This is a genomic window from Mesorhizobium sp. PUT5, from assembly GCF_052216645.1.
GTDB lineage: Bacteria > Pseudomonadota > Alphaproteobacteria > Rhizobiales > Rhizobiaceae > Mesorhizobium.
The window spans coordinates 2,413,550-2,432,629 of sequence record NZ_JBQOSO010000003.1 but is presented as its reverse complement, the minus strand read 5'-3'; the positions used below and the strand labels follow the sequence as shown (position 1 = coordinate 2,432,629).

The window sequence follows — 19,080 nt, the reverse complement described above, 5'->3', positions numbered from 1 at the left end:
AATGTCGGTCAGTCCGCTGCGCCTTTCAGGAGCTTCGCGATGGCGCGCCGTTCCTTTCCAGCCATGATCTTCGCGAAGCTCAGCAGCCGCCGAAACGCATAATTGTCATTCTCCTTCGACCAGATTGCACTGTAGGGAATACTGTCCTGCGCTCCCGCTATCGGACGGAATATCAGCCCCGGAAGATGGATTCCGGTGGCCGCTTCACCGACAAGGCTAATTCCGCGCCCCATCCCCACAAGGCCGAGCATGATGTCGCGCGTCACGTCCATCGGCTCGATCTCCACGCGGCTTGCGAAGTCGCTCAGCTTTCGGATCAGGAAATCGTGGACAACCGGCCCCGATCCGTTCCGGGTCACAATGAAATGCTCCTGCGCCAAATCCTCCCATGCAACCGTGTCTGCCTGGACGAGTTCGTGCGTGTTGCTGACCGCGATATAGGCGTCTTCACCCCACATAGGCAGCGTTTCGCACCCGGCGACTGCGGGTTCCCCGATTAGAAATGCAATATCGATCCTGCGGCTTTGCACTAGCTCAATGTTCTCGTGCATGGAGCCGTCGCTGACGACGAGCCGAACACTCGCATGTCTTTTCGAGAAGCGAAGCAGCAGATCATACAGGAAGCCCGTTGAAATCGATGCGATGACGCCGATACGAACGGTTCCCTGATCCACACGGCCGGCAAGCGCAGCCGTCCGTTGGGCAAGCTCGATCTGCTCCATTGCTGGCGCGATCCTCGCAAGGAAGGCTTTACCAGCTTCGGTCGGACGAATCCCTCGCGGACTACGCTCGAAAATGGTGATGCCTATTCGATTCTCCAGCGTCCGAACGGATTTACCGACTAGCGATTGATCGATCCCGAGCGATTCGGCTGCGCCGCGGAAGCTGCCGTGTCGGATGGCTGCGAGCGCATAGCGTAGTTGACGAAACTCCATGCAAGTCTCCCTCCTGCATGCGACTGGTGCCGCTGTAATGTTCCGACCTGTGCGAGACGGCCGGCGACGGCCAACGACGAAAAGCTCATGAGGTATTCCTTGCGGGCAAGTTCACCGAACGCCAGCGTTCGGGGCGTGGTGGTTGGCTCGCAGAACGTCAGCCAGAGATCCGCCATCGCGGCCGGTACATAAGCCACCCGACCTTCAGCGATCTGAAACACGAAACCGAACAGCGGACCGAGCGCCGTCATTTGCGGCCAGCATCGCGATGGACAGCAGCGATATCGCCTTTGTTGCGCGATCTGGCTTGATGATCGTGACGCTTGTCCAGTTCATCCGCCTGTTCGCGGGTTAACCCGAGATCCGCAAGCTGATGGTCGTCGAGCCTGGATAGCGGCCGATTTCTTTGAGGACTGCGCTGTGGGCGCAATTTGCGCCAAAGCGCCGCCATGGCCGCGCGGATCAGGCTGCCTTTCAAGGCAGTACCGCCCAAATCCAGTCGAAAACATATCCGATCGCCAGCGAGCCAACTACGGCAAGCGTCACGAACAGCGCGATCGTCGAGGGCCGGAGAACCGCCACCACGGCCATGACACCCCAGATGCTGACCGCGCCACCCGACACGAGAAAAGCCATCGCAGCGCCTGGCGACATGCCAAGGTCGAGCAGCCCGCGAACCAGCGGTAGCGCGGCGTAGCCATCCAGATACATCGGCGCACCGACCATAACGGCGAGCGGGATCGCATAGATGGAACCTTCCCCGACATAAGTTGCGACGAGATGCGGCGGCAGGAGATCACGCAGCAGAAATTCCGCTGAAAAGGCGAAGGCGAGGCATAGGGCGATCAGCCTCGTCATCGACAGGAGCTCCCGGTGAAAAATTCGCATCCGGGCGGGTTCCTGCCAGATGCGGAATGCGAACTCGGCTGGAGCGCAGGTGCCACATTCGCTGCCAGTCGTGATCCATGACGCGCGTAGCGGACGCTGGACCATGTTTGTGCCTGTGAGCGCCGCCGTTCCTGCTCCCGCGAACAATCCAAGCGCAAAAGCCGCGACCATCTTTCCAATGGCGAAGGCAGGTCCGAGAACAGCCCACGTGACCGCGAACATTGCCGGGTCGGTGACAGGCGAGGAAAGCCAAAACGCCATGATCGGCGCAAGCGGCACCCCTGCGGCAAGGAATCCGGTCATCAGAGGGAGTACGGTCACGCCGCAAACTGGCGTTACGGAACCAATTGCGGACGCGATCACGATAGTCGAGGCAGGTCGGCCCTCGAACCATTTTGACGTGACGGCGCCGGCTCCGCTCGCGGCGACCCACGCCGAGAGGATAATCCCGATGGCGATCGTCGGTGCCACGCTGACAAAGCTCTCCAGCACGAAGCGCACCGTCTGCTGTGCCTTCTCCGGCCAGAGAACCACGACCGCGACCGTGGCAATGGCCGCCGTCGCCCACATGATCGGCTTTTGTGGATTCGGAAGCGCAATGTTCATGACCACCATCCTGTTGATAGGCAGTCTAAGGAGAACGCTTCCATTTATGAAACGAATAGTATAAATACTTGCTATGAGCCAAGACGATACCACGTTTCCGCAACTCGATAGCGATCTGCTGCGTAGCTTCTTGGCGGTTGCCAAGGCCGGCAGCGTCAGCGGCGGCGCGGCGCGTCTGCTCCGCACGCAATCGGCCGTCAGCCTTCAAGTGCAAAAACTCGAGGAGATTGTCGCCCAGCAATTGTTTGATCGGCATGGGCGAGGCGTTTCTCTTACGACGCGTGGCGAACAGTTGCTGCCGATCGCGCGTCAGGTCGTTGAATCGCTCGATCAGGCCGTCATCGCAATGCGGGGGCCGGACAACAAGGGTGAAATTCGCCTCGGCATGCCCGAAGAATACAGCGACACCCTGCTTCCTTCGATCTTGTCCGGATTCTCGCAAGAGCAACCCGGCGCTCGCATCCTCTTGCGGTGCGGCGCGAGTGTTGAGTTTCCTGCTGCGCTCGCAGCGGGCGATCTGGATATTGCACTTCACGCACCCGAGAATGTCGCGTCTGACGACATTGTCGTTCACCGTGAAGCCGCCATTTGGGCCGGTTCGGCTTTTCATGAAGTCGAGCACCGTCGCCCGCTGCCCGTTGCCCTGTTCGATCGGGCATGCTGGTGGCGGGAACGCTGCCTCGATCTGCTGCAACGGGCGGGAGTGAGCTATGAGATCATCTGCACAACCGAAAGCGTCGCCGGTGTTCGAGCCGCTATCTCGGCCGGCATCGCTGTCGGCGTCCTGCCGCAAGGCGCATTCACCGATCGAGTCAGGCGACTTTCCGATGCCACCCTTCCGCAACTCGGGGAAACCGCCCTCGTACTTACCCGATCAGCCGCCGCGCCAACTCGCCTTGCAGACAGCCTAGCCGCGATCGTGTCGAAGATGGTTCGAGCGAACGAGCCAACAGCCTAGCCGCAGCAAGGCTTTTGGATCGCTGGCCCACAACATGCAGCGTCGGCCGCCGTGTGAGCTGCCCGATGCCTCGGTTTGCAGATGGCGGGGCGGGGGGCGAGGCGCAAAACAACCCTGTCGGCATCAAAACGCAGGGTGTCAACATCGAACACCTGCATGGGCAGCTCTGGCGGGCCAACCTCGAAAGTCAGCCGGGCGTCGGGGTCGAGCGTGACGCGCTCGGCCACCTTGGCGAGTATCCCCCGGAACTTGCCAACCGCCATGAACTCATGCTTGCCCTCGGGGCCAAGGTCTTCCACCTGCAAAATCGTCTCGCGCCAGGCGTCGGGATTGCCGCCGCAATCGAGCGTGACGAACGAACCGGCCTTGACCTCTGTAACGTGATAGCCTGGGCGGATCGTTCGGCCGCCATAGTCGAGCACAAGCGGCTTCTCGCCATAGCATTCCAGCGCGGCCAGGATCGCGCCGAGCGAGGCGTCACCATCAAATTCGATAACTGCGGGGGTAGCGGGGGCGTTCATGTTGATGTATCCATGATTCAATAACTCTTGAGATATTGAGACGATCATGGATGAAAAGCAAGCCCTCTCCGCCTTCGCCGCGCTCTCGCAGGAAACCCGGCTACGCATCGTGCGCCTGCTGGTGACGGCCGGCCCCGAAGGGATGCCGGCCGGCGCGATCGGGGAAGCGATGGACAGCGCATCGTCGTCGCGCATGTCCTTCCATCTAAGCCACCTTGAACAAGCCGGCCTCGTAGAGTCGCGCCGCGACGGGCGCTCGATCATCTACAGCGCCTCCTATCCGGCGCTTTCCGGTCTGCTCGACTTTCTCATGCGCGACTGCTGCCAGGGCCACCCGGCCGTGTGCAACCCGGTCGCGAGCAAGCTCATCGCCTGTTGTGAACCCGCCACGGAAACCGCCCATGCCTGACAACGCCACGCCCGAACGCATCTTCAATGTCCTGTTCCTCTGCACCGGGAACTCGGCCCGCTCGATCTTGGCCGAAAGCATCTTGAACAAGGATGGCGCGGGCCGCTTCCGCGCCTACTCGGCCGGAAGCCAGCCCAAGGGGGCGGTCAATCCGCTCGCCATCACGACCCTCGCTAATTTCGACTATCCCACCGAGGGCCTGCGCTCGAAGGCATGGAACGAATTTGCGGCCCCTGACGCCCCGGTCATGGATTTCGTGTTCACCGTCTGCGACAACGCCGCTGGCGAAGCCTGCCCGGTCTGGCCGGGCCAGCCGATGACGGCGCATTGGGGGATCGAAGACCCCGCCGTCGTCGAAGGTCCGGAGATTGCCCGGCAAACGGCCTTCGTGACCGCGTTCCGCTATCTGAGGAACCGCATCGCGATCTTTGCCGCGCTCCCCTTCGCCAGCCTCGACAAATCGACGCTGCGCACCCGCCTTGTCGAAATCGGCCAGTCCGAAGGCGCAAGCTCGCCACGCGGCAGCGCGGCATGAGGCGGTAATGAGCGTCGTCATCTACCACAACCCCGATTGCGGAACCTCCCGCAACACGCTCGCCCTGATCCGGCATTACGGCCTTGCGCCCCAAGTGGTCGAATATCTCAAGACGCCGCCGACACGTTCGGAGCTGGCCGACCTCATCGCGCGCGCGGGGCTGACCGTCCGGGCGGTCCTTCGCAAGAAGGGGGCGCCTTATGGCGAACTCGGACTGGACGATCCGGGCTTGAGCGACAGCGATCTGCTCAATGCGATGATGGCGCATCCCATCCTTATCAACCGGTCCCTCGTCGTGACGCCGAAGGGCATAGCTCTTTGCCGGCCATCGGATGTTGCCACCGATCTGCTGCCGGATGCGCCTGTTGCGAGTCTCCTGAAGGAGGAAGGTGCGCCCTTCCTCAAGGATCAGCTCGTCGCCGCCAATGATGCGGGTCTTGTCGGCGCACTGACGGCCGAAGGCTTGCCGGTGGACGATCTCACCAATGCGGGACGCACCTTCTATGTTTTCTCGACGCTCGACGGTGCAACCGTGGCCTATGGCGGCCTCGAGCTCCTTGGCGAACATGTCCTGCTACGCTCGGTCGCCGTCCTGCCGGCGTTTCGCGGCAAGGGCATTGGCCGCAACATCGTGCCGCTGCTGCTCTATCGCGCCTATCGTGAGGGCGCGCGCACCGCATGGCTGCTGACAAGCTCGGCGGCACCTTTCTTCGAGAAGATCGGTTTCAAGGTCGTGGGGCGGCAAGCCGCGCCGGCCGCCGTGCTGGCGATCCGGCAGGCGGCGAGCCTGTGCCCGGCAAGTGCGCCGCTGCTCTCTCGCAGCATTGGTTTCTGAGGATTCCCCATGTCCACTTTTGAACGCTACCTCACCCTTTGGGTGGCCCTCTGTATCGTCGTCGGCATCGCGCTTGGACATTGGTTCTCCGACGCGTTCCAAGCTGTCGGCGCGCTCGAAATCGCCAAGGTCAATCTGCCCGTCGCGGTGTTGATCTGGCTCATGGTCATTCCCATGCTGCTCAAGATCGACTTCGCCGCCCTCGGTGAAGTCGGCCGGCACTGGCGCGGCATCGGCGTGACGTTGTTCATCAATTGGGCGATCAAGCCCTTTTCGATGGCGCTGCTCGGTTGGCTGTTCATCGGCTGGCTGTTCCGGCCATATCTGCCAGCCGACCAGATCGACAGCTATATCGCCGGCCTCATCATCCTGGCGGCCGCGCCCTGCACCGCAATGGTGTTCGTCTGGTCCAATCTGACCAAGGGCGAGCCGCATTTCACGCTGAGCCAGGTTGCGCTTAACGACGCGATTATGGTGGTGGCCTTCGCCCCCATCGTCGGCCTGCTGCTCGGCCTCTCGGCGATCATCGTGCCGTGGGGAACGCTGGTCCTGTCGGTCGTGCTCTACATCGTCATTCCGGTGATCGTGGCGCAGATCATCCGGCGACGGCTGCTCGCCACCAGCGGCCCGGCGGCGCTCGCCGCGTTGCTGGCGAAGCTCGGGCCGCTGTCGCTGGTCGCCCTGCTGGTGACGCTGGTGCTGCTGTTCGGCTTCCAAGGCGAACAGATCATCGCGCAACCGCTCATCATTGCCCTGCTGGCGGTTCCAATTCTGATCCAGGTCTATTTCAACTCGGGGCTGGCCTACCTGCTCAACCGCGCCGTGGGCGAACAACATAACGTGGCCGGCCCCTCGGCCCTGATCGGTGCATCCAACTTCTTCGAGCTGGCGGTTGCCGCCGCCATAAGTCTGTTCGGATTCCACTCCGGGGCCGCGCTGGCAACCGTGGTTGGGGTGCTGATCGAGGTGCCGGTCATGCTCTCGGTCGTCTGGATCGTGAACCGCTCAAAGGGGTGGTATGAGCGCGGCGGCCATAGCTCCACCCCTATCGAGGCGGAACGATTGGCCGCGAGGCTCCCGCGTGAATAGTCCTGTCTCGGAGCCGGTGGCGACCACATCGCCTATGCCAAGCCTGCTGGTCGTCATTCCGGTTCTCGGCGTGGCGCAGATTCTGGCGTGGGGATCGTCCTACTACCTGTTGGCGGTTCTTGCGCAGCCAATTGCGAGCGATACCGGCTGGCCGCTTGCCTGGGTCGTCGGCGGTCTGTCGCTGGGCCTGCTGGTCGCCGGCATCGTCTCGCCGCGTGTGGGCGACACTATCCAGCAACTCGGCGGCCGCCTGGTCCTTGCTGCGAGCGCCGTCTTTCTTGCTCTCGGTCTGGCCGGCCTCGCGCTGTCTCCCAATCTGCCGCTCTACGTGATTTCTTGGCTGGTGCTCGGGATTGGAATGGGTGCCGGCCTATATGATGCGGCGTTCGCGACCCTTGGCAGGCTCTACGGCCAGCGCGCCCGCACGGCCATCGCTACGCTGACATTGTTTGGCGGGTTTGCCAGCACCGTTTGCTGGCCGCTCTCGGCCCTTTTCGTATCCGAATTTGGCTGGCGCAACGCCTGCCTGATCTATGCCGGCATTCATATCGCCGTGCTGCTGCCGCTCTACGTCTTCGCCCTACCGAAAGAGCCGAAGCGTGATTTCAAGATCGTTGCGGCAGTCGAGAGCGGCGAAGTCACGACGCGCGTGCGGCCGATACCGGCGGAATCGCGCCTGGTGTTCGTGCTCGTGGCATTAGTCATCACTATTGGCTCGGTAATTTCCGCGACTCTTTCCGTTCATTTGCTGACGATCCTTCAAGCCCGCGAGATTGCCCTTGCGGCCGCCGTCGCGCTCGGCGCGATAGTCGGCCCTTCGCAGGTCGGCGCTCGCGCTATCGAAATGCTCATAAGCCGATTCCATCATCCCATCTGGACCAAGTTTGCATCCGCCATTTTCGTCGCGATCGGCGTCGGTCTTCTTTGGGGTGGCTTTCCGGTCGTGGCCGCTGCGCTCATCTTCTACGGCATGGGTATCGGCATCGAGTCGATTGCCCGCGGCACGCTTCCGCTCGCCATCTTCGGAGAAGATCGCTATGCCTCGATCATGGGCCGTATCGCCATGCCGAGCCTTATCATGCAGGCGGCGGCCCCGTCTGTCGGTGCGTTGCTGATTGATGGCTTTGGGGCAGATGGCGCTCTTGCCGTACTTTTCGTCGTTGCCATCGCGAACGTGCTGCTGGTGCTGGTTCTCTTTGCCCTGCTCAAGCGAAATTGACATGCACTGCCCTTACCGCGGCTGGCCCAACCGCATTCTTGACGTGAGGAGAATTGCGCATTACTTTGTTCCTTACACAGGGTAAGGATTTAAGTTATGCCAACGGCTACCATCACCTCCAAGGGGCAGATTACGATTCCTCAGCAGGTCCGGTCCGATATGGGCCTGACCACCGGAGATCGAGTAGATTTCATCCGGATGGAGGACGGCCACTACGCTGTCGTGCCTGCTTCTTATTCGATCAAATCGCTGAAAGGGATCGTTCCGCGTCCTGCCAAGCCCGTCAGCCTGGACGACATGCAGGCGGCGATCGTGGCCGGAGCGACCGGCGAATGATCGGCGTCGATACCAATATCCTCGTCCGCTACCTCGCGCAGGACGACGAGGTTCAGTCGCCCGCCGCCTCGCGGATCATCGACGCCTTTACCCCGGATGCGCCGGGCTTCATCTCGCAGGTCGTGCTTGTCGAGACGGTATGGGTGCTGACGCGCGCCTACAGGATGTCGCGGCAAGCTATTGCCGACACGGTGGAAACGCTGTTGCGCGCACGAGAGATCGTGGTCGAGCGCACCGATGCCGGCTATCTGGCGCTGGCAACCTATCGGGCCACGAAAGCGGACTTTTCCGATGCGCTGATCGCCCATGCCGGCCGTCTGGCCGGATGCAGCGAGACGCTCACCTTCGACAAGGGCGCGGCCGCCGATGCGGACATGCGCCTGGTGAGGACCTGACGATGGTCATGACCCGCGACATTGCCGGCAAGTTTCTCGGCTACGCGGCGGCGCGCTACGTTTCGATCTCGCAGCCGTTCGCGCGATCCTGCGCGCTTGGGCGCGATTCCGGCGACGGACTGGTGGAGCGGTTGGAGCTTGCCGTCCTGGCGCTTTTGCCCACGATGGACGGATGGCACGCCGTCCGGACAGGCTGGGGAAGACCTTTGGCGATGTGGTCGATCTTTTCGACTACAAGCGCAAACCTGTTCCTGCGCGCCGGCCTGCCGGTCGCAAGAAGGAATGGCGGCCCGTCGTCACTGACGACTGGCCGCAGGACATCCCGATCACGGACGCCGAACTCGACATTATCGAGGTGCATTTCGCCGACCTTCTGGACGAGCTTTTCGGCCCCCGTCGCTGAAGTGCGAGGTGCATCATGACGAATACCGAAAGCGCAACCGACGCCGATGGCCGCATACGCGCCGTCCTCTATCTCCGCGTCTCGACCGGGCGTCAGGCCGAGCACGACCTGTCAATCCCCGACCAGCGCCGGCAGGCGTTGTCCTTCTGCGAAGGCAAGGGCTGGCGCGTCGTGTCCGAATATGTCGAGCCGGGCGCGTCGGCCACCGATGACCGCCGGCCGGAATTCCAGCGCATGATGGACGCTGCGGCGGCGCGGCCGCCGTTATTCGACGTGATCGTCGTCCATTCCTTTTCGCGCTTCTTCCGCGACCAGTTCCAGCTTGAGTTCTACGTCCGCAGGCTCGCCAAGAACGGCGTCCGACTGGTTTCGATCACACAGGATCTCGGCGACGACCCGATGAGCGTCATGATGCGGCAGATCATGGCTCTCTTCGACGAGTACCAGTCGAAGGAGAACGCCAAGCACACGCTGCGGGCCATGCGAGAGAATGCCCGGCAGGGCTACTGGAACGGTTCGCGGCCGCCCTTTGGCTACCGCGTTGTCGAAACAGAGCAGCGCGGGACGCGGACCAAGAAGAAGCTGGAGGTCGATCCGCTGCGCGCCGATCATGTCCGCCTGATCTTCCGGCTTGCCCGCGTCGGCATCGGCGAGAGCGGCCCGATGGGTGCGCGCCAGATCGCCGGACACCTCAACGACAAGGGCATCCGCACCGCCACCGGCGGGCGCTGGGGCCTCGGCATGATCCACGAGATACTGACCCGCACGACCTACATCGGCATCCACCGCTTCAACGTCTATAGCTGGCGCAAGAAGCAGGCGAAGCCCGAGGATGAGGTGGTGGAGGTTCAGGTCCCGGCCATCATCGACAAGGACGAGTTCGACGAGGTTCAGGAGATGCTGCGCGAGCGAAGCCCGCAACTGAAGGCTCCGCGCTTCGTGACCGGCCCGACGCTTCTTGGCGGCATCTGTTTCTGCGCCGATTGCGGGGGAGCGATGACGCTTCGCACGTCGGGCAAGAAGGCCGACTATCGCTACTACACCTGCTGCACCAGGGCGCGGCAGGGGGAGACCGGCTGCCCAGGCCGCACGGTTCCCATGGACCGGCTCGATGATCTGGTTGTCGAGCATATCGAGCAGCGCGTCTTGGCCGGCGACCGGGCGGCGAACATTCTGGCCGGCCTTCTGGAGCGCCGCAGGCACGACGCGGACGACGCGAGCGATCGCATCGCCCAGCTTAAGCGGCAGGCCAACGATGCCGATGCCCGCCTGACGCGTCTCTATGGAGCGATCGAGGACGGGATCGCGGACCGGACGGACGAGAACCTCAAGGGCCGTATCGCCGAACTGAAGGCGATTCGCGATTCGGCGCGCGCCGACGTGGAGCGTGCCGAAGCGAAGGACGGCAACAGGCCGATCGAGATCACGCCGGAGATGGTGCGCCGTTTCGCGGCGGAGGCGAAGCGCAAGCTGCGCACCTCCGGTGGCGGCTACGCGCGCCACCACGTCCAGAAACTCGCCCAGAGGGTCGAGGTCAGTGACAGCGAGGTCAGGATAGTGGGATCGAAGCTCTGGTTGTTCGATGCGCTTCTTGCGGCCGGAGGCGTAGTGTTAACTCGCAGGCGCGAAGTTCGCAGTTTTGAACCGAAGTGGCTCCCCGGGCCGGATTCGAACCAGCGACCAACCGGTTAACAGACGTGTGGGGTGCCTTTTTGCCGTATTTCGCACCGTTGCGCCTTGCATCATAAACCATAGATATTTCAATGCGATGATGCTGTACGGCTTTTCGTTGTGTTGCATCTGGCAACATGGTATTTCACAGAAAATGTTGCCAGAATGTTGCCACGGGAGCCTGCGGCATGGAGAAGCGATCCTATAGCACTGACCGCGAATTGAAGGCGCTGCGGCCGGCCGATAGCTTGTCAATGACCGTGGAATCGGGACCCTGTATTTTCGTGCAAAAGGGACCCCGGTTTTGGGGTTGATGAAGGGCACGGCGGTTAGCGCCCGATCAGGCGAAGCTGGTCGGGGTTGCACAGCCTGATCGGGTGCGGTTCGTTGGTTTTTGGCTTTAGCTTTGAGAGCGGCTCTTGAAGCGCCAGGATTCGTTTCCGGTCTCGACGATCTCGCAGTGATGCGTCAGGCGATCGAGCAGCGCAGTGGTCATCTTGGCGTCGCCGAAGACGGTGGGCCATTCGCCGAACGCCAGATTGGTGGTGATGATGACGCTGGTGCGCTCGTAGAGTTTCGAGACGAGATGGAAGAGCAACTGCCCGCCGGCCTGGGCGAAGGGCAGATAGCCCAGTTCATCGAGCACGACGAAGTCGAGCCGGGTCAGGTGATCGGCAATGCGCCCCTGGCGGCCGGCACGGGTCTCGGTCTCCAGCCTGTTGACCAGGTCGACGACATTGAAGAAGCGGCCGCGCGCGCCGTTGCGGATAAGCGCCCGGGCAATGGCGATGGCTAGATGGGATTTGCCCGTGCCGGTGCCGCCGACCAGGACGACGTTACGCTGATCGGCGACAAAGGCTCCGCCGGCAAGATCGCGGATCAGGCTCTCGTTGACGGGCGTGCCGGTGAAGTCGAAGTCATCGACGTCCTTGGCCAATGGCAGCTTGGCGACGGTGAGCTGGTATTTGATGGAGCGGGCCTGCTTCTCCGATATCTCGGCCTGCAGCAGATCGCCGACGATCTTCGGAGGTTCGTGCTGCCGCTTGATGGCGACGCCCATGATCTCGTCATAGGCTGATCGCATCCCGTAGAGCTTCAGCGTGCCCATCAGTTCCAGAACCTCGGTGCGTTCCATGATTATCTGCTCTCCTTAGACGGTCATAGCGGGCGCAGTCGGCGATCGGCTCGTGAGCCAGCTTCAGCGCCTGGGGAATGGAAAGGATCGTGCCCGGCGCCGGGTCGCGGCGGCGGGCCAGGATGTTGAGGATCACCGCCGCCGACGAGACGCCGTGATCGAGCGCCTCCTGACAGGCCGCCTCGACCGCGTTCAATCCGTCGCTCAGCACACAGGTGAGGATCGACACCATCTGCCGGTCGCCGTCATCGGCGGCCTTGAGCTTGCGGCGCACCTTCTCCATGGCCGACGGCAGAACCCAATTCTTGAACGGTGCGCCGTTGCGCAGTCCACCGGGCTTGCGGGCCAGCACCGGGACGTAATGCCAAGGGTCGTAGATCACCTCGTTGCGGCCGAAGCAGCGGGCATGTTCGCCCACGACCACGCCGTCCTGGCGGATGACGATCCGATCGGCATAGGCATGGATCTCGACCGGCCGGCCGACGGCGCTCGACAGCACCGAGTATTTGTTGTTGTCGAAGCGCACCGTGCAGGTCTTCGACACCGAGGCGGGAATGCAGTGGAAGCCGTCGAAGCGCCCGGCATAGGGGATGAAGCTGCCGCGCTCCTCCTCGAACACCTCCCAGATCGTGCGGCCGTCCTGTTCGGGGTGCCGGTGCGCCTTGGCGTAGGAGACGCATTTGTCGGCCAGCCAGCCGTTCAGGTCCTCCAGCGTCTTGAAGCGCAGCCGCGGCGTGAAGAAGCGCTCGCGCACCAGCCCGACCTGGTTCTCGACCTGGCCCTTCTCCCAACCCGACGCCGGCGTGCAAGCTTCCGGTTCGACAAGGTAATGTCCGCACATCTGCGCGAAGCGGCGGTTGTAGCGGCGATCCTTGCCGATGAAGATCGCGTCCACCGCCGTCTTCATGTTGTCGTAGATGCCGCGCGTGCAGGTTCCGCGGAAGAAGGCGAAGGCCCGATCATGGGCGTCGAACACCATCTCCTGCGTCTCGCGCGGATACGCCCGAACAAAGAACATGCGGCTATGACAGAGCCGCATGTGCGCCACCTTCACCGTAACCGTCACGCCGTCCAGCAGGACGACCTCGTGACTCCAGTCGAACTGATAGGCTTCGCCGGGCGCAAAGCTCAGCGGGATATAGGCCTCGGCCGCGGCGCTGCCGCGTTGCTCTTCCCAATCCTGCGCATGCCGCCACACTGAGCTGTAGCTGCCGTCATAGCCGAGGCCGCGAAGCTCCTCGAAGATCCGGATCAGCGTCAGCCGTTCCCGCTGCGGCTTCGCTGCATTCGCCGACAGGAGCCCGTCCAGCTTCTCGCGCCAGGCCCCCATGCGAGGATAGGACTGATGCTTGCGCTCGTACCGGAACTCCGTCTCGTCCGAGCGCAGCACCTTGCGGACCACTTTCCGCGAGATCTTCAGCTCCCGGCAGATCGCCTTGATCGACTTCCCCTGCACCAGCGACAGCCGGCGTATCTTTGCAATCGTCTCCACAACCAACATCCAAAACACAAATGCCTCCGATCAAACCGGAGGCACTTTGATGACCCCACGTTAAGGGGTCCCGTTTGGACGAAAATTACCCCTCAAACAGGGTCCTCATTCCACGAAAAATCACATGCGGGAAGCCCATCCGCAGCCGCTCGCCTTTTGGGCAGCGTCCATGGCTGCGGGTCATGTTGGTGGTGGTCCATGTTTCGTCGATGAACACAAGACGCTCCGGTTCCAGATCGATCTGGCCGTCGAACCAGGCCCGGCGCTGCTTCAGGATATCGGGACGGTCTTGCTCGACGGCATGGCCAGTCTTTTTTTGCGCGTCATGCCACGGCGCGCGAAGAAGCGGTGGAGCCCGGCGATCGAGACGTGCAAGCCGATCTCGATCAGCGCCAGGCGCAGTTCCTCAAGCGAGGTGTCCCTGCGCGCTTCCCAAATCGCCAGGATGTCCGCCCCACGCTCCTCGATCCGGCGTGACCGCATATCGCCGCCCTGTGGTTTGGGAGAAAAGTCGCCAGTTTCCCGGCGCTGCGCCTGCCAGCGGATCGCCGTCGATGGTGCAACGCCAAAGCGAGCGGCTGCCGCACGGCAGCTCATACCATCATCAACCGCCGCCAGAAGCCGCGAACGCAAATCCATCGAAAGAGGTTGGCCCATCCATGCCGGCCTCCATCACCAGCACGGATCCTGAATCAGAAATTACGCTCCGAGGGAATCCACTCTCGATTCATAACGGTCGAAATCCGCTCTAATAATTATGTGCAGGCCCTTGCCGCTCGGAGAGAACTCCGAATAGCTGTTGAATTCCTCGAATATCTTCTGTTGGCGAGCAACGATAACCGGGTCGTCGCTATGATCTAGGTCGATGCCGCAATAGGGATCGTCGGCCGTGAAAACGAAGCCAATGCCAGCATAGCGACCGTTGCCGCACTGGAATGCCGTTACGGCTTCGTCAAACGAGGACCACGTTTGCGGATCGGTGACGCTAGCAGGTTTGCCGGTTCTCGCGCAGCATGGGATTTTTGACGGTTGCCACACTACCCATTGCACACGCTGGCGCAATTCGTCGGGAATTTTGTCAAAGCTCATGGAATTGGCTCGCCGCGCAAGAAGGGCTTGAATTTGCGGGCGATAAGGATAAATTCCTATTTGTCACCGTACCCGCATCTCGCACAAGAAGGAGCCGCCCTTTGCTAGAGGGCGGCTTTCCTTTTTGCGTCAGGCCGCATCGTTCCGTTCCGCGATCTTCCGTTGCAGGTAAGCGTCTATCTCGCTTTCAACCCACAGGTTGCGCCCGCCGCCCCCCAGTTTCACCGGGCGCGGAAACTCCTTCGCTTTCATGAGCCGCCACAGGTGGGGGCGGCTGTAGCGGATGCCCCTTGCTTTCAGGGCGGCATAGTCGAGAAGCTGCATATTTCACCTCGCACTCGGTTCTAACGATTTGCGAAGCTATCAGCGGACCGATCCGCGTCTTCGACATAAGTGCAGATTTTTCGGTGGGGTTTTGTCGAATCGGGCCGCGACCGAAGGATGGGCCGAGTTGGCAAAGATGTTGCCAAAACGTTGCCATAAATCAAGAAAGGCGCTTCGCGCGCCACGCTTAAATTTCAGCTAAGTGCTTGATTTTAAAGTGGCTCCCCGGGCCGGATTCGAACCAGCGACCAACCGGTTAACAGCCGGTTGCTCTACCGCTGAGCTACCGGGGAACAGGTGCTCTCATGCGAACGGCGCAGCCTATAGCAGGCCCGTTTCGCGTTTGCAAAGAAGCAATTCACATTTTCCCGCTTTTTTCCGCCAGTCTTTTCCCTCGCCCGGCAAATGACGTTACCATGCCTTGCGCGCCGGCATTGCGGCCGCGGGCACAATGTGGTCGGACGGACCCGGCAACGACGATGATCCGACGCGGGCGAGGCGGCTCAAGCATGAAAGGACCAGACCCCGGCATGGCAGCAGACAGCGACGTTTCCGAAACGCCACGGCGCCGAATTTCTCTTTTCGGACGGGAGTTCGTTCTGCCGCGCTCGCGCCGTCTGCGCATCGCGATCGGCGTCGTTCTGGTCATTCTCGGTTGTTTGGGTTTCCTGCCCGTGCTCGGTTTCTGGATGATTCCGCTGGGGCTGCTCGTGCTGTCCTACGAATATGGCTGGGTGCGCCGCCACAGGCGCCGCGTGGTGGTGTGGTGGGAAAGGCGCCGCCGCCCGCGCGACGGCTGAGGAATGCCGGTACCCGGCCGTGCCTCGGGTGCTGCGGCAGTCCGCCTGTGATAAATAGCCGTCTGCCGCTTGACGCCCATTTGCCTCCAACCTATTGAGTTCGCGTGGAACGCCGGAGCGATCGAGGCCTCGTGGCGGAGTGGTTACGCAGAGGACTGCAAATCCTTGCACCCCGGTTCGATTCCGGGCGAGGCCTCCAAGATCCCGGACCGGCGCGCAGCGCCGGCATGTTCCTGAAGAAGGCATGGCGCCGTGGCGCGCCGGAAGCGGGATTGTTGCGACATGGATGCTGATTTCGCCGAGCGCCGGGTGAAAATGGTCGACGGCCAGATTCGCACCGTCGACGTAACCAGCGCTCCCTTGCTGCAGACCATGCTGACGGTTCCGCGCGAATTGTTCGTCAGCCCCGACTTGCGCGACCTGGCCTATATAGACGAGGACGTGCGCATCGCCGGCGGCCCGGGCAGCGCTCGCTACCTGATGGAGCCGTCGCCGCTGGCCCGCCTGATCCAGCTCGCGGAGGTCGGCGCGCAGGACAACGTTCTGGATGTCGGCTGCGGCACCGGCTACTCGGCCGCGATCCTGTCGAGCCTGGCGCGGTCGGTCGTGGCCCTGGAAAGCGATTCGGCGCTGGCCGAGACGGCGCGCTCGATTCTTGCGCAGCTCGATTGCAGGAATGCCGAGGTCGTCACCGGGCCGCTCAGGGAAGGCCATGCCGCCAGCGCACCCTATGACGCGATCCTGATCGGCGGCAGCGTCGAAGAAGTGCCGGAATCACTGTTCGAGCAACTCGCCGAAGGCGGGCGTCTTGTCGCCGTCGAGGGAAGCGGCAATGCCGGCATTGCGCGCCTTTATCTCAAGACGGCCGGGGTCGTTACGGGGCGGCGCACCTTCAATGCGGCAATAAAGCCACTACCGGGATTTGAACGCATGCATGCATTCGAGTTCTGAGCGTTTTTCTGTTGCGGCCGGCATCGTGGCATGTTGGCTATCGTTTTCAAACGACGCTGCCTGGCCTGGTTCTGCTCAAAGCAGCTCCGGCGGCAGGGGAACGGGAAACGCGGCGCCGGCCACCTTTCGAGGATGGCGGAGCGGCGCAGTTCCCGTGAACGAATGAGGGATACGCCGTGCGATCTGCCAAAAAGAGCCTTCTTGCCGCCCTGTTCGTTTCGGTGGCCGCGCTCTCACTGCCGGCATCGGCCGAAACCATCCAGGGTGCTCTGGCCAAGGCCTACAAGAACAACTCGTCGCTCAATTCTGCCCGGGCCGGCGTGCGCGTCACCGACGAGGGCGTGGCCATCGCCAAGTCGGGCTACCGTCCAACGGTCGCAGGCTCTGCCAGCATCGACTATTCGGCCTCACGCAGCAGCGGCGGCGGCACGACGCGTCTGACCCAGGGCAATTTCGGGGTGCAGATCAACCAGACGCTGTTCGACGGCTTCCAGACGAAGAACAATGTGTCGGCCGCCGAGGCGCGCGTATCGGCTTCGGTTGAAAGCCTGCGCAATACCGAGGAAAACACGCTCTTTTCTGCCGCCCAGGCTTATATGAACGTGATCCACGACCGGCAGGTGGCCAAGCTGACGGAGCAGAACCTCAAGGCGCTGACCGAGCAGGTGCGCGCGGCACGCTCGCGCTTCGAGGTCGGCGAAGGCACGCGCACCGACGTCGCGCAGGCCGATGCCGCGCGCTCCAATGCCGTTGCCCAGCTCAGTGCGGCGCGCGCGCAGGCGCTCGCCAGCGAAGCGGCCTATCGCCAGATCGTCGGCGAACAGCCCGGTACGCTGAAGCCTGCGAGCCCGCTTACCAAGCTGATTCCGAACAATCTCGAATCGGCCTTCGCGATCGCCGCGAATGAGCATCCCGCCATTCTTGCCAACCAGCATCTGGTGGATGCGGCCGCTTTCTCGGTGAAATCCGCCGAGGGCACGCTGCTGCCTTCGGTCACCGCATCCGCGGGCGTCTCGTACAACGATCAGTACGCGAACGGTTTCGGCGCTTCGCAGCTCAACACCGGCGCCCAGACCTCCGCCAGCATCGGCGCGACGCTGACGGTGCCGATCTATCAGGGCGGGCGGGCTTCGGCGCAGGTGCGCCAGAGCAAGGAGCAGCTCGGCCAGGCCCGGATCGAAGTCGATGTCATGCAGGACCAGGTGCGCAACGCCGTTGCCGCCGCCTGGACGTCATATACGGCCGCGCGCGAAGGCGTCGATGCCAACCGCGCCCTGGTCGCGGCGGCGCGGCTCGCCCTCAATGGCGTCATCGAGGAGCGCAACGTCGGCCAGCGCACCACGCTGGACGTGCTCAACGCGCAGAACGATGTCGTCAATGCCCAGATCAACCTCGCCGGCTCCGAGCGCGACGTGGTGCTGGCCAGCTATGCGATCCTGCAGGCCACCGGCCGGCTGTCGACCGAGCGGCTGGCGCTGAATGTGGTCAAGTACAAGCCGCAAGAGCACTACAATGCCGTCAAGGACAAGTGGTACGGCCTGCGCACGCCTGACGGACGCTGATTTCGGGCCGATTGCGGCTGTCGGCGTCGCGCCCGGCTATCCTGTTGAAATCCGCCGAACCCCGAGATTGGGGATTCTCGTCGGCTCATCGGTCAGTTACGCTTGGTGACGTGATTCGATCCGGCAGATTTCCGGTTCGGCGACGCAACAGGTCACAAGGGCGGCGAATGTGACGATGGCCACGGCGAGCAGCGCACAGCGCGAACCTTCGATGGAAGAGATACTGGCCTCCATCAGGAGGATCATCGAGGACAGCGATTCCGGTCGCCGGCCGGCCGAGTCCGGCGAATTCCCGCACGCGTCCGAACTCGAAGAGGCGCAGGATGCGGCGTTGCCGGAGGTGGATGCGTTTCGGGCCGAACTGCAGGCCGATCCGCAACCCTTCGGACAGATCACGCTCGCCGAAGTGCAGGCGCAATTGCAAGTCCCGGATGCGGCCGATGCCGCTGCGGCCGAGGGCGAACGCGCTCCGATCTCGCTGGCCGAGATCGGCAACCGCATCGCGCAGGAAAGCCAGCCGGCCGGCGACCCGGCTAGCGCGGCGGAGAGCGATCCGGCCGGGATGGTTTTCGAGCGACACGAGCCGGAACTGGAATATGGGCAGCCGTCGCCGGTAACGGTCGAGGCGGAAGCCGCTGCGCCGCCGACGGAGACTTCGCCTGACATGTCCGCAGAGGCATTGTCCGCGCGGCCGGCCCTGGTGTCGGAGCAGACCAGCCGGCAGGTGGCTGCCGCCTTCGAGGAGCTTTCCGAGGCCTTTGCTAGCCGCAGCCGCAAGACTTTCGACGAGATGGCGCAGGAAATGTTGCGCCCGATGCTGCAGGACTGGCTGGACAACAACCTGCCGACGCTGGTCGAGCGGCTGGTGCGCGAGGAAATCGAGCGCGTGGCGCGCGGCGCAGGCGCCTGATGCCGCTGCTGCCTGCC

At 62.8% G+C, this 19,080-nt stretch carries 23 protein-coding genes, 2 tRNA genes and 1 pseudogene; 15 read left to right on the top strand and 11 right to left on the bottom strand.

What is annotated here, in order from left to right; translation table 11 throughout:
* Window positions 1–8: 8 nt before the first annotated feature.
* From ACTDI4_RS13425 to ACTDI4_RS13410, 4 genes are read right to left on the bottom strand one after another with little or no spacing between them, the layout of a single operon-like run.
* Window positions 9–935, bottom strand: coding sequence for a LysR family transcriptional regulator (locus ACTDI4_RS13425; RefSeq protein ID WP_442841619.1), 927 nt, complete (start codon window positions 933–935; stop codon window positions 9–11).
* Window positions 842–1,186 (bottom strand): hypothetical protein, encoded by a 345-nt coding sequence (locus ACTDI4_RS13420; protein ID WP_442841618.1) that lies wholly within the window; start codon window positions 1,184–1,186, stop codon window positions 842–844. The genes ACTDI4_RS13425 and ACTDI4_RS13420 overlap by 94 nt, the downstream gene beginning before the upstream one ends.
* The gene (locus ACTDI4_RS13415; RefSeq protein ID WP_442841617.1) at window positions 1,183–1,413 is read right to left on the bottom strand and encodes a DUF1127 domain-containing protein; all 231 of its coding nucleotides are present in this window, start codon (window positions 1,411–1,413) and stop codon (window positions 1,183–1,185) included. The genes ACTDI4_RS13420 and ACTDI4_RS13415 overlap by 4 nt, the downstream gene beginning before the upstream one ends.
* Window positions 1,410–2,429 (bottom strand): permease, encoded by a 1,020-nt coding sequence (locus tag ACTDI4_RS13410; protein WP_442841616.1) that lies wholly within the window; start codon window positions 2,427–2,429, stop codon window positions 1,410–1,412. Before ACTDI4_RS13410 ends, ACTDI4_RS13415 begins: the two co-directional genes overlap by 4 nt.
* A gap of 73 nt (window positions 2,430–2,502) precedes the next feature.
* On the opposite strand from ACTDI4_RS13410, the gene ACTDI4_RS13405 reads away from it, so the two are divergent.
* A complete protein-coding gene (locus ACTDI4_RS13405; protein WP_442841615.1) occupies window positions 2,503–3,387 on the top strand; it encodes a LysR substrate-binding domain-containing protein in 885 nt (294 codons plus the stop codon).
* On the opposite strand, the gene ACTDI4_RS13400 is transcribed toward ACTDI4_RS13405, so the two are convergent.
* Window positions 3,384–3,908, bottom strand: coding sequence for a DUF6428 family protein (locus ACTDI4_RS13400; RefSeq protein WP_442841614.1), 525 nt, complete (start codon window positions 3,906–3,908; stop codon window positions 3,384–3,386). The two genes, ACTDI4_RS13405 and ACTDI4_RS13400, sit on opposite strands and share 4 nt — an antisense overlap.
* 46 nt (window positions 3,909–3,954) lie before the next feature.
* On the opposite strand from ACTDI4_RS13400, the gene ACTDI4_RS13395 reads away from it, so the two are divergent.
* From ACTDI4_RS13395 to ACTDI4_RS13355, 9 genes are all read left to right on the top strand, one after another.
* A complete protein-coding gene (locus ACTDI4_RS13395; protein ID WP_442841613.1) occupies window positions 3,955–4,317 on the top strand; it encodes an ArsR/SmtB family transcription factor in 363 nt (120 codons plus the stop codon).
* A complete protein-coding gene (locus ACTDI4_RS13390) occupies window positions 4,310–4,852 on the top strand; it encodes an arsenate reductase ArsC (RefSeq protein WP_442841612.1) in 543 nt (180 codons plus the stop codon). The genes ACTDI4_RS13395 and ACTDI4_RS13390 overlap by 8 nt, the downstream gene beginning before the upstream one ends.
* 7 nt (window positions 4,853–4,859) lie before the next feature.
* On the top strand, window positions 4,860–5,687 hold the full coding sequence (arsN2, locus tag ACTDI4_RS13385; protein ID WP_442841611.1) for an arsenic resistance N-acetyltransferase ArsN2: 828 nt from the start codon (window positions 4,860–4,862) through the stop codon (window positions 5,685–5,687).
* A 9-nt stretch (window positions 5,688–5,696) separates the two neighbouring features.
* A complete protein-coding gene (arsB, locus tag ACTDI4_RS13380) occupies window positions 5,697–6,776 on the top strand; it encodes an ACR3 family arsenite efflux transporter (RefSeq protein ID WP_442841610.1) in 1,080 nt (359 codons plus the stop codon).
* A gap of 34 nt (window positions 6,777–6,810) precedes the next feature.
* Window positions 6,811–7,995, top strand: a complete 1,185-nt coding sequence (locus ACTDI4_RS13375) for an MFS transporter (protein WP_442841609.1) — start codon at window positions 6,811–6,813, stop codon at window positions 7,993–7,995.
* Between the two features lie 96 nt (window positions 7,996–8,091).
* Window positions 8,092–8,331 (top strand): AbrB/MazE/SpoVT family DNA-binding domain-containing protein, encoded by a 240-nt coding sequence (locus ACTDI4_RS13370; protein ID WP_442841608.1) that lies wholly within the window; start codon window positions 8,092–8,094, stop codon window positions 8,329–8,331.
* A complete protein-coding gene (locus ACTDI4_RS13365; protein ID WP_442841607.1) occupies window positions 8,328–8,726 on the top strand; it encodes a PIN domain-containing protein in 399 nt (132 codons plus the stop codon). Before ACTDI4_RS13370 ends, ACTDI4_RS13365 begins: the two co-directional genes overlap by 4 nt.
* 172 nt (window positions 8,727–8,898) lie before the next feature.
* A complete protein-coding gene (locus ACTDI4_RS13360) occupies window positions 8,899–9,129 on the top strand; it encodes a hypothetical protein (RefSeq protein ID WP_442841606.1) in 231 nt (76 codons plus the stop codon).
* A 15-nt stretch (window positions 9,130–9,144) separates the two neighbouring features.
* On the top strand, window positions 9,145–10,821 hold the full coding sequence (locus ACTDI4_RS13355; RefSeq protein WP_442841605.1) for a recombinase family protein: 1,677 nt from the start codon (window positions 9,145–9,147) through the stop codon (window positions 10,819–10,821).
* Between the two features lie 379 nt (window positions 10,822–11,200).
* Here ACTDI4_RS13355 and istB read toward each other — a convergent pair whose 3' ends face one another.
* From istB to ACTDI4_RS13325, 6 genes and pseudogenes are all read right to left on the bottom strand, one after another.
* Window positions 11,201–11,935, bottom strand: a complete 735-nt coding sequence (gene istB, locus ACTDI4_RS13350) for an IS21-like element helper ATPase IstB (protein WP_442839287.1) — start codon at window positions 11,933–11,935, stop codon at window positions 11,201–11,203.
* Entirely contained in the window at window positions 11,868–13,436 is a 1,569-nt protein-coding gene (gene istA / locus ACTDI4_RS13345) for an IS21 family transposase (protein WP_442839288.1), read from the bottom strand. The genes istB and istA overlap by 68 nt, the downstream gene beginning before the upstream one ends.
* 91 nt (window positions 13,437–13,527) lie before the next feature.
* Window positions 13,528–14,084 (bottom strand): annotated as a pseudogene (locus ACTDI4_RS13340) (helix-turn-helix domain-containing protein); the annotation flags it as partial.
* 42 nt (window positions 14,085–14,126) lie between these two features.
* Window positions 14,127–14,516 (bottom strand): hypothetical protein, encoded by a 390-nt coding sequence (locus ACTDI4_RS13335; RefSeq protein WP_442841604.1) that lies wholly within the window; start codon window positions 14,514–14,516, stop codon window positions 14,127–14,129.
* 129 nt (window positions 14,517–14,645) lie between these two features.
* Complete coding sequence (locus ACTDI4_RS13330; RefSeq protein WP_442841603.1) at window positions 14,646–14,840, bottom strand: helix-turn-helix transcriptional regulator; 195 nt, start codon at window positions 14,838–14,840, stop codon at window positions 14,646–14,648.
* A 218-nt stretch (window positions 14,841–15,058) separates the two neighbouring features.
* Window positions 15,059–15,133 (bottom strand) — tRNA-Asn (locus tag ACTDI4_RS13325).
* Between the two features lie 216 nt (window positions 15,134–15,349).
* On the opposite strand from ACTDI4_RS13325, the gene ACTDI4_RS13320 reads away from it, so the two are divergent.
* The 5 genes from ACTDI4_RS13320 (at window position 15,350) to ACTDI4_RS13300 (ending at window position 19,063) form a co-directional block, all read left to right on the top strand.
* Window positions 15,350–15,640 carry a PGPGW domain-containing protein gene (locus ACTDI4_RS13320; RefSeq protein WP_442841602.1) on the top strand — a complete coding sequence of 97 codons (291 nt, stop codon included), beginning with the start codon at window positions 15,350–15,352 and terminating at the stop codon, window positions 15,638–15,640.
* Between the two features lie 125 nt (window positions 15,641–15,765).
* A tRNA-Cys gene (locus tag ACTDI4_RS13315) sits at window positions 15,766–15,839 on the top strand.
* Between the two features lie 83 nt (window positions 15,840–15,922).
* Window positions 15,923–16,591, top strand: a complete 669-nt coding sequence (locus ACTDI4_RS13310; RefSeq protein ID WP_442841601.1) for a protein-L-isoaspartate O-methyltransferase family protein — start codon at window positions 15,923–15,925, stop codon at window positions 16,589–16,591.
* A gap of 176 nt (window positions 16,592–16,767) precedes the next feature.
* Complete coding sequence (locus ACTDI4_RS13305; protein ID WP_442841600.1) at window positions 16,768–18,153, top strand: TolC family outer membrane protein; 1,386 nt, start codon at window positions 16,768–16,770, stop codon at window positions 18,151–18,153.
* A gap of 211 nt (window positions 18,154–18,364) precedes the next feature.
* On the top strand, window positions 18,365–19,063 hold the full coding sequence (locus tag ACTDI4_RS13300) for a PopZ family protein (RefSeq protein WP_442841599.1): 699 nt from the start codon (window positions 18,365–18,367) through the stop codon (window positions 19,061–19,063).
* Window positions 19,064–19,080: the final 17 nt, after the last annotated feature.

What these genes read in the sequence shown, in the direction of transcription:
- ACTDI4_RS13425 (WP_442841619.1), bottom strand. Translation starts at nt 935, where the DNA reads ATGGAGTTTCGTCAACTACGCTATGCGCTCGCAGCCATCCGACACGGC.
- ACTDI4_RS13420 (WP_442841618.1), bottom strand. Translation starts at nt 1,186, where the DNA reads ATGACGGCGCTCGGTCCGCTGTTCGGTTTCGTGTTTCAGATCGCTGAA.
- ACTDI4_RS13410 (WP_442841616.1), bottom strand. Translation starts at nt 2,429, where the DNA reads ATGAACATTGCGCTTCCGAATCCACAAAAGCCGATCATGTGGGCGACG.
- ACTDI4_RS13405 (WP_442841615.1), top strand. Translation starts at nt 2,503, where the DNA reads ATGAGCCAAGACGATACCACGTTTCCGCAACTCGATAGCGATCTGCTG.
- ACTDI4_RS13400 (WP_442841614.1), bottom strand. Translation starts at nt 3,908, where the DNA reads ATGAACGCCCCCGCTACCCCCGCAGTTATCGAATTTGATGGTGACGCC.
- ACTDI4_RS13395 (WP_442841613.1), top strand. Translation starts at nt 3,955, where the DNA reads ATGGATGAAAAGCAAGCCCTCTCCGCCTTCGCCGCGCTCTCGCAGGAA.
- ACTDI4_RS13390 (WP_442841612.1), top strand. Translation starts at nt 4,310, where the DNA reads ATGCCTGACAACGCCACGCCCGAACGCATCTTCAATGTCCTGTTCCTC.
- arsN2 (WP_442841611.1), top strand. Translation starts at nt 4,860, where the DNA reads ATGAGCGTCGTCATCTACCACAACCCCGATTGCGGAACCTCCCGCAAC.
- arsB (WP_442841610.1), top strand. Translation starts at nt 5,697, where the DNA reads ATGTCCACTTTTGAACGCTACCTCACCCTTTGGGTGGCCCTCTGTATC.
- ACTDI4_RS13375 (WP_442841609.1), top strand. Translation starts at nt 6,811, where the DNA reads ATGCCAAGCCTGCTGGTCGTCATTCCGGTTCTCGGCGTGGCGCAGATT.
- ACTDI4_RS13370 (WP_442841608.1), top strand. Translation starts at nt 8,092, where the DNA reads ATGCCAACGGCTACCATCACCTCCAAGGGGCAGATTACGATTCCTCAG.
- ACTDI4_RS13365 (WP_442841607.1), top strand. Translation starts at nt 8,328, where the DNA reads ATGATCGGCGTCGATACCAATATCCTCGTCCGCTACCTCGCGCAGGAC.
- ACTDI4_RS13360 (WP_442841606.1), top strand. Translation starts at nt 8,899, where the DNA reads ATGGCACGCCGTCCGGACAGGCTGGGGAAGACCTTTGGCGATGTGGTC.
- ACTDI4_RS13355 (WP_442841605.1), top strand. Translation starts at nt 9,145, where the DNA reads ATGACGAATACCGAAAGCGCAACCGACGCCGATGGCCGCATACGCGCC.
- istB (WP_442839287.1), bottom strand. Translation starts at nt 11,935, where the DNA reads ATGGAACGCACCGAGGTTCTGGAACTGATGGGCACGCTGAAGCTCTAC.
- istA (WP_442839288.1), bottom strand. Translation starts at nt 13,436, where the DNA reads ATGTTGGTTGTGGAGACGATTGCAAAGATACGCCGGCTGTCGCTGGTG.
- ACTDI4_RS13335 (WP_442841604.1), bottom strand. Translation starts at nt 14,516, where the DNA reads ATGAGCTTTGACAAAATTCCCGACGAATTGCGCCAGCGTGTGCAATGG.
- ACTDI4_RS13330 (WP_442841603.1), bottom strand. Translation starts at nt 14,840, where the DNA reads ATGCAGCTTCTCGACTATGCCGCCCTGAAAGCAAGGGGCATCCGCTAC.
- ACTDI4_RS13320 (WP_442841602.1), top strand. Translation starts at nt 15,350, where the DNA reads ATGAAAGGACCAGACCCCGGCATGGCAGCAGACAGCGACGTTTCCGAA.
- ACTDI4_RS13310 (WP_442841601.1), top strand. Translation starts at nt 15,923, where the DNA reads ATGGATGCTGATTTCGCCGAGCGCCGGGTGAAAATGGTCGACGGCCAG.
- ACTDI4_RS13300 (WP_442841599.1), top strand. Translation starts at nt 18,365, where the DNA reads ATGGAAGAGATACTGGCCTCCATCAGGAGGATCATCGAGGACAGCGAT.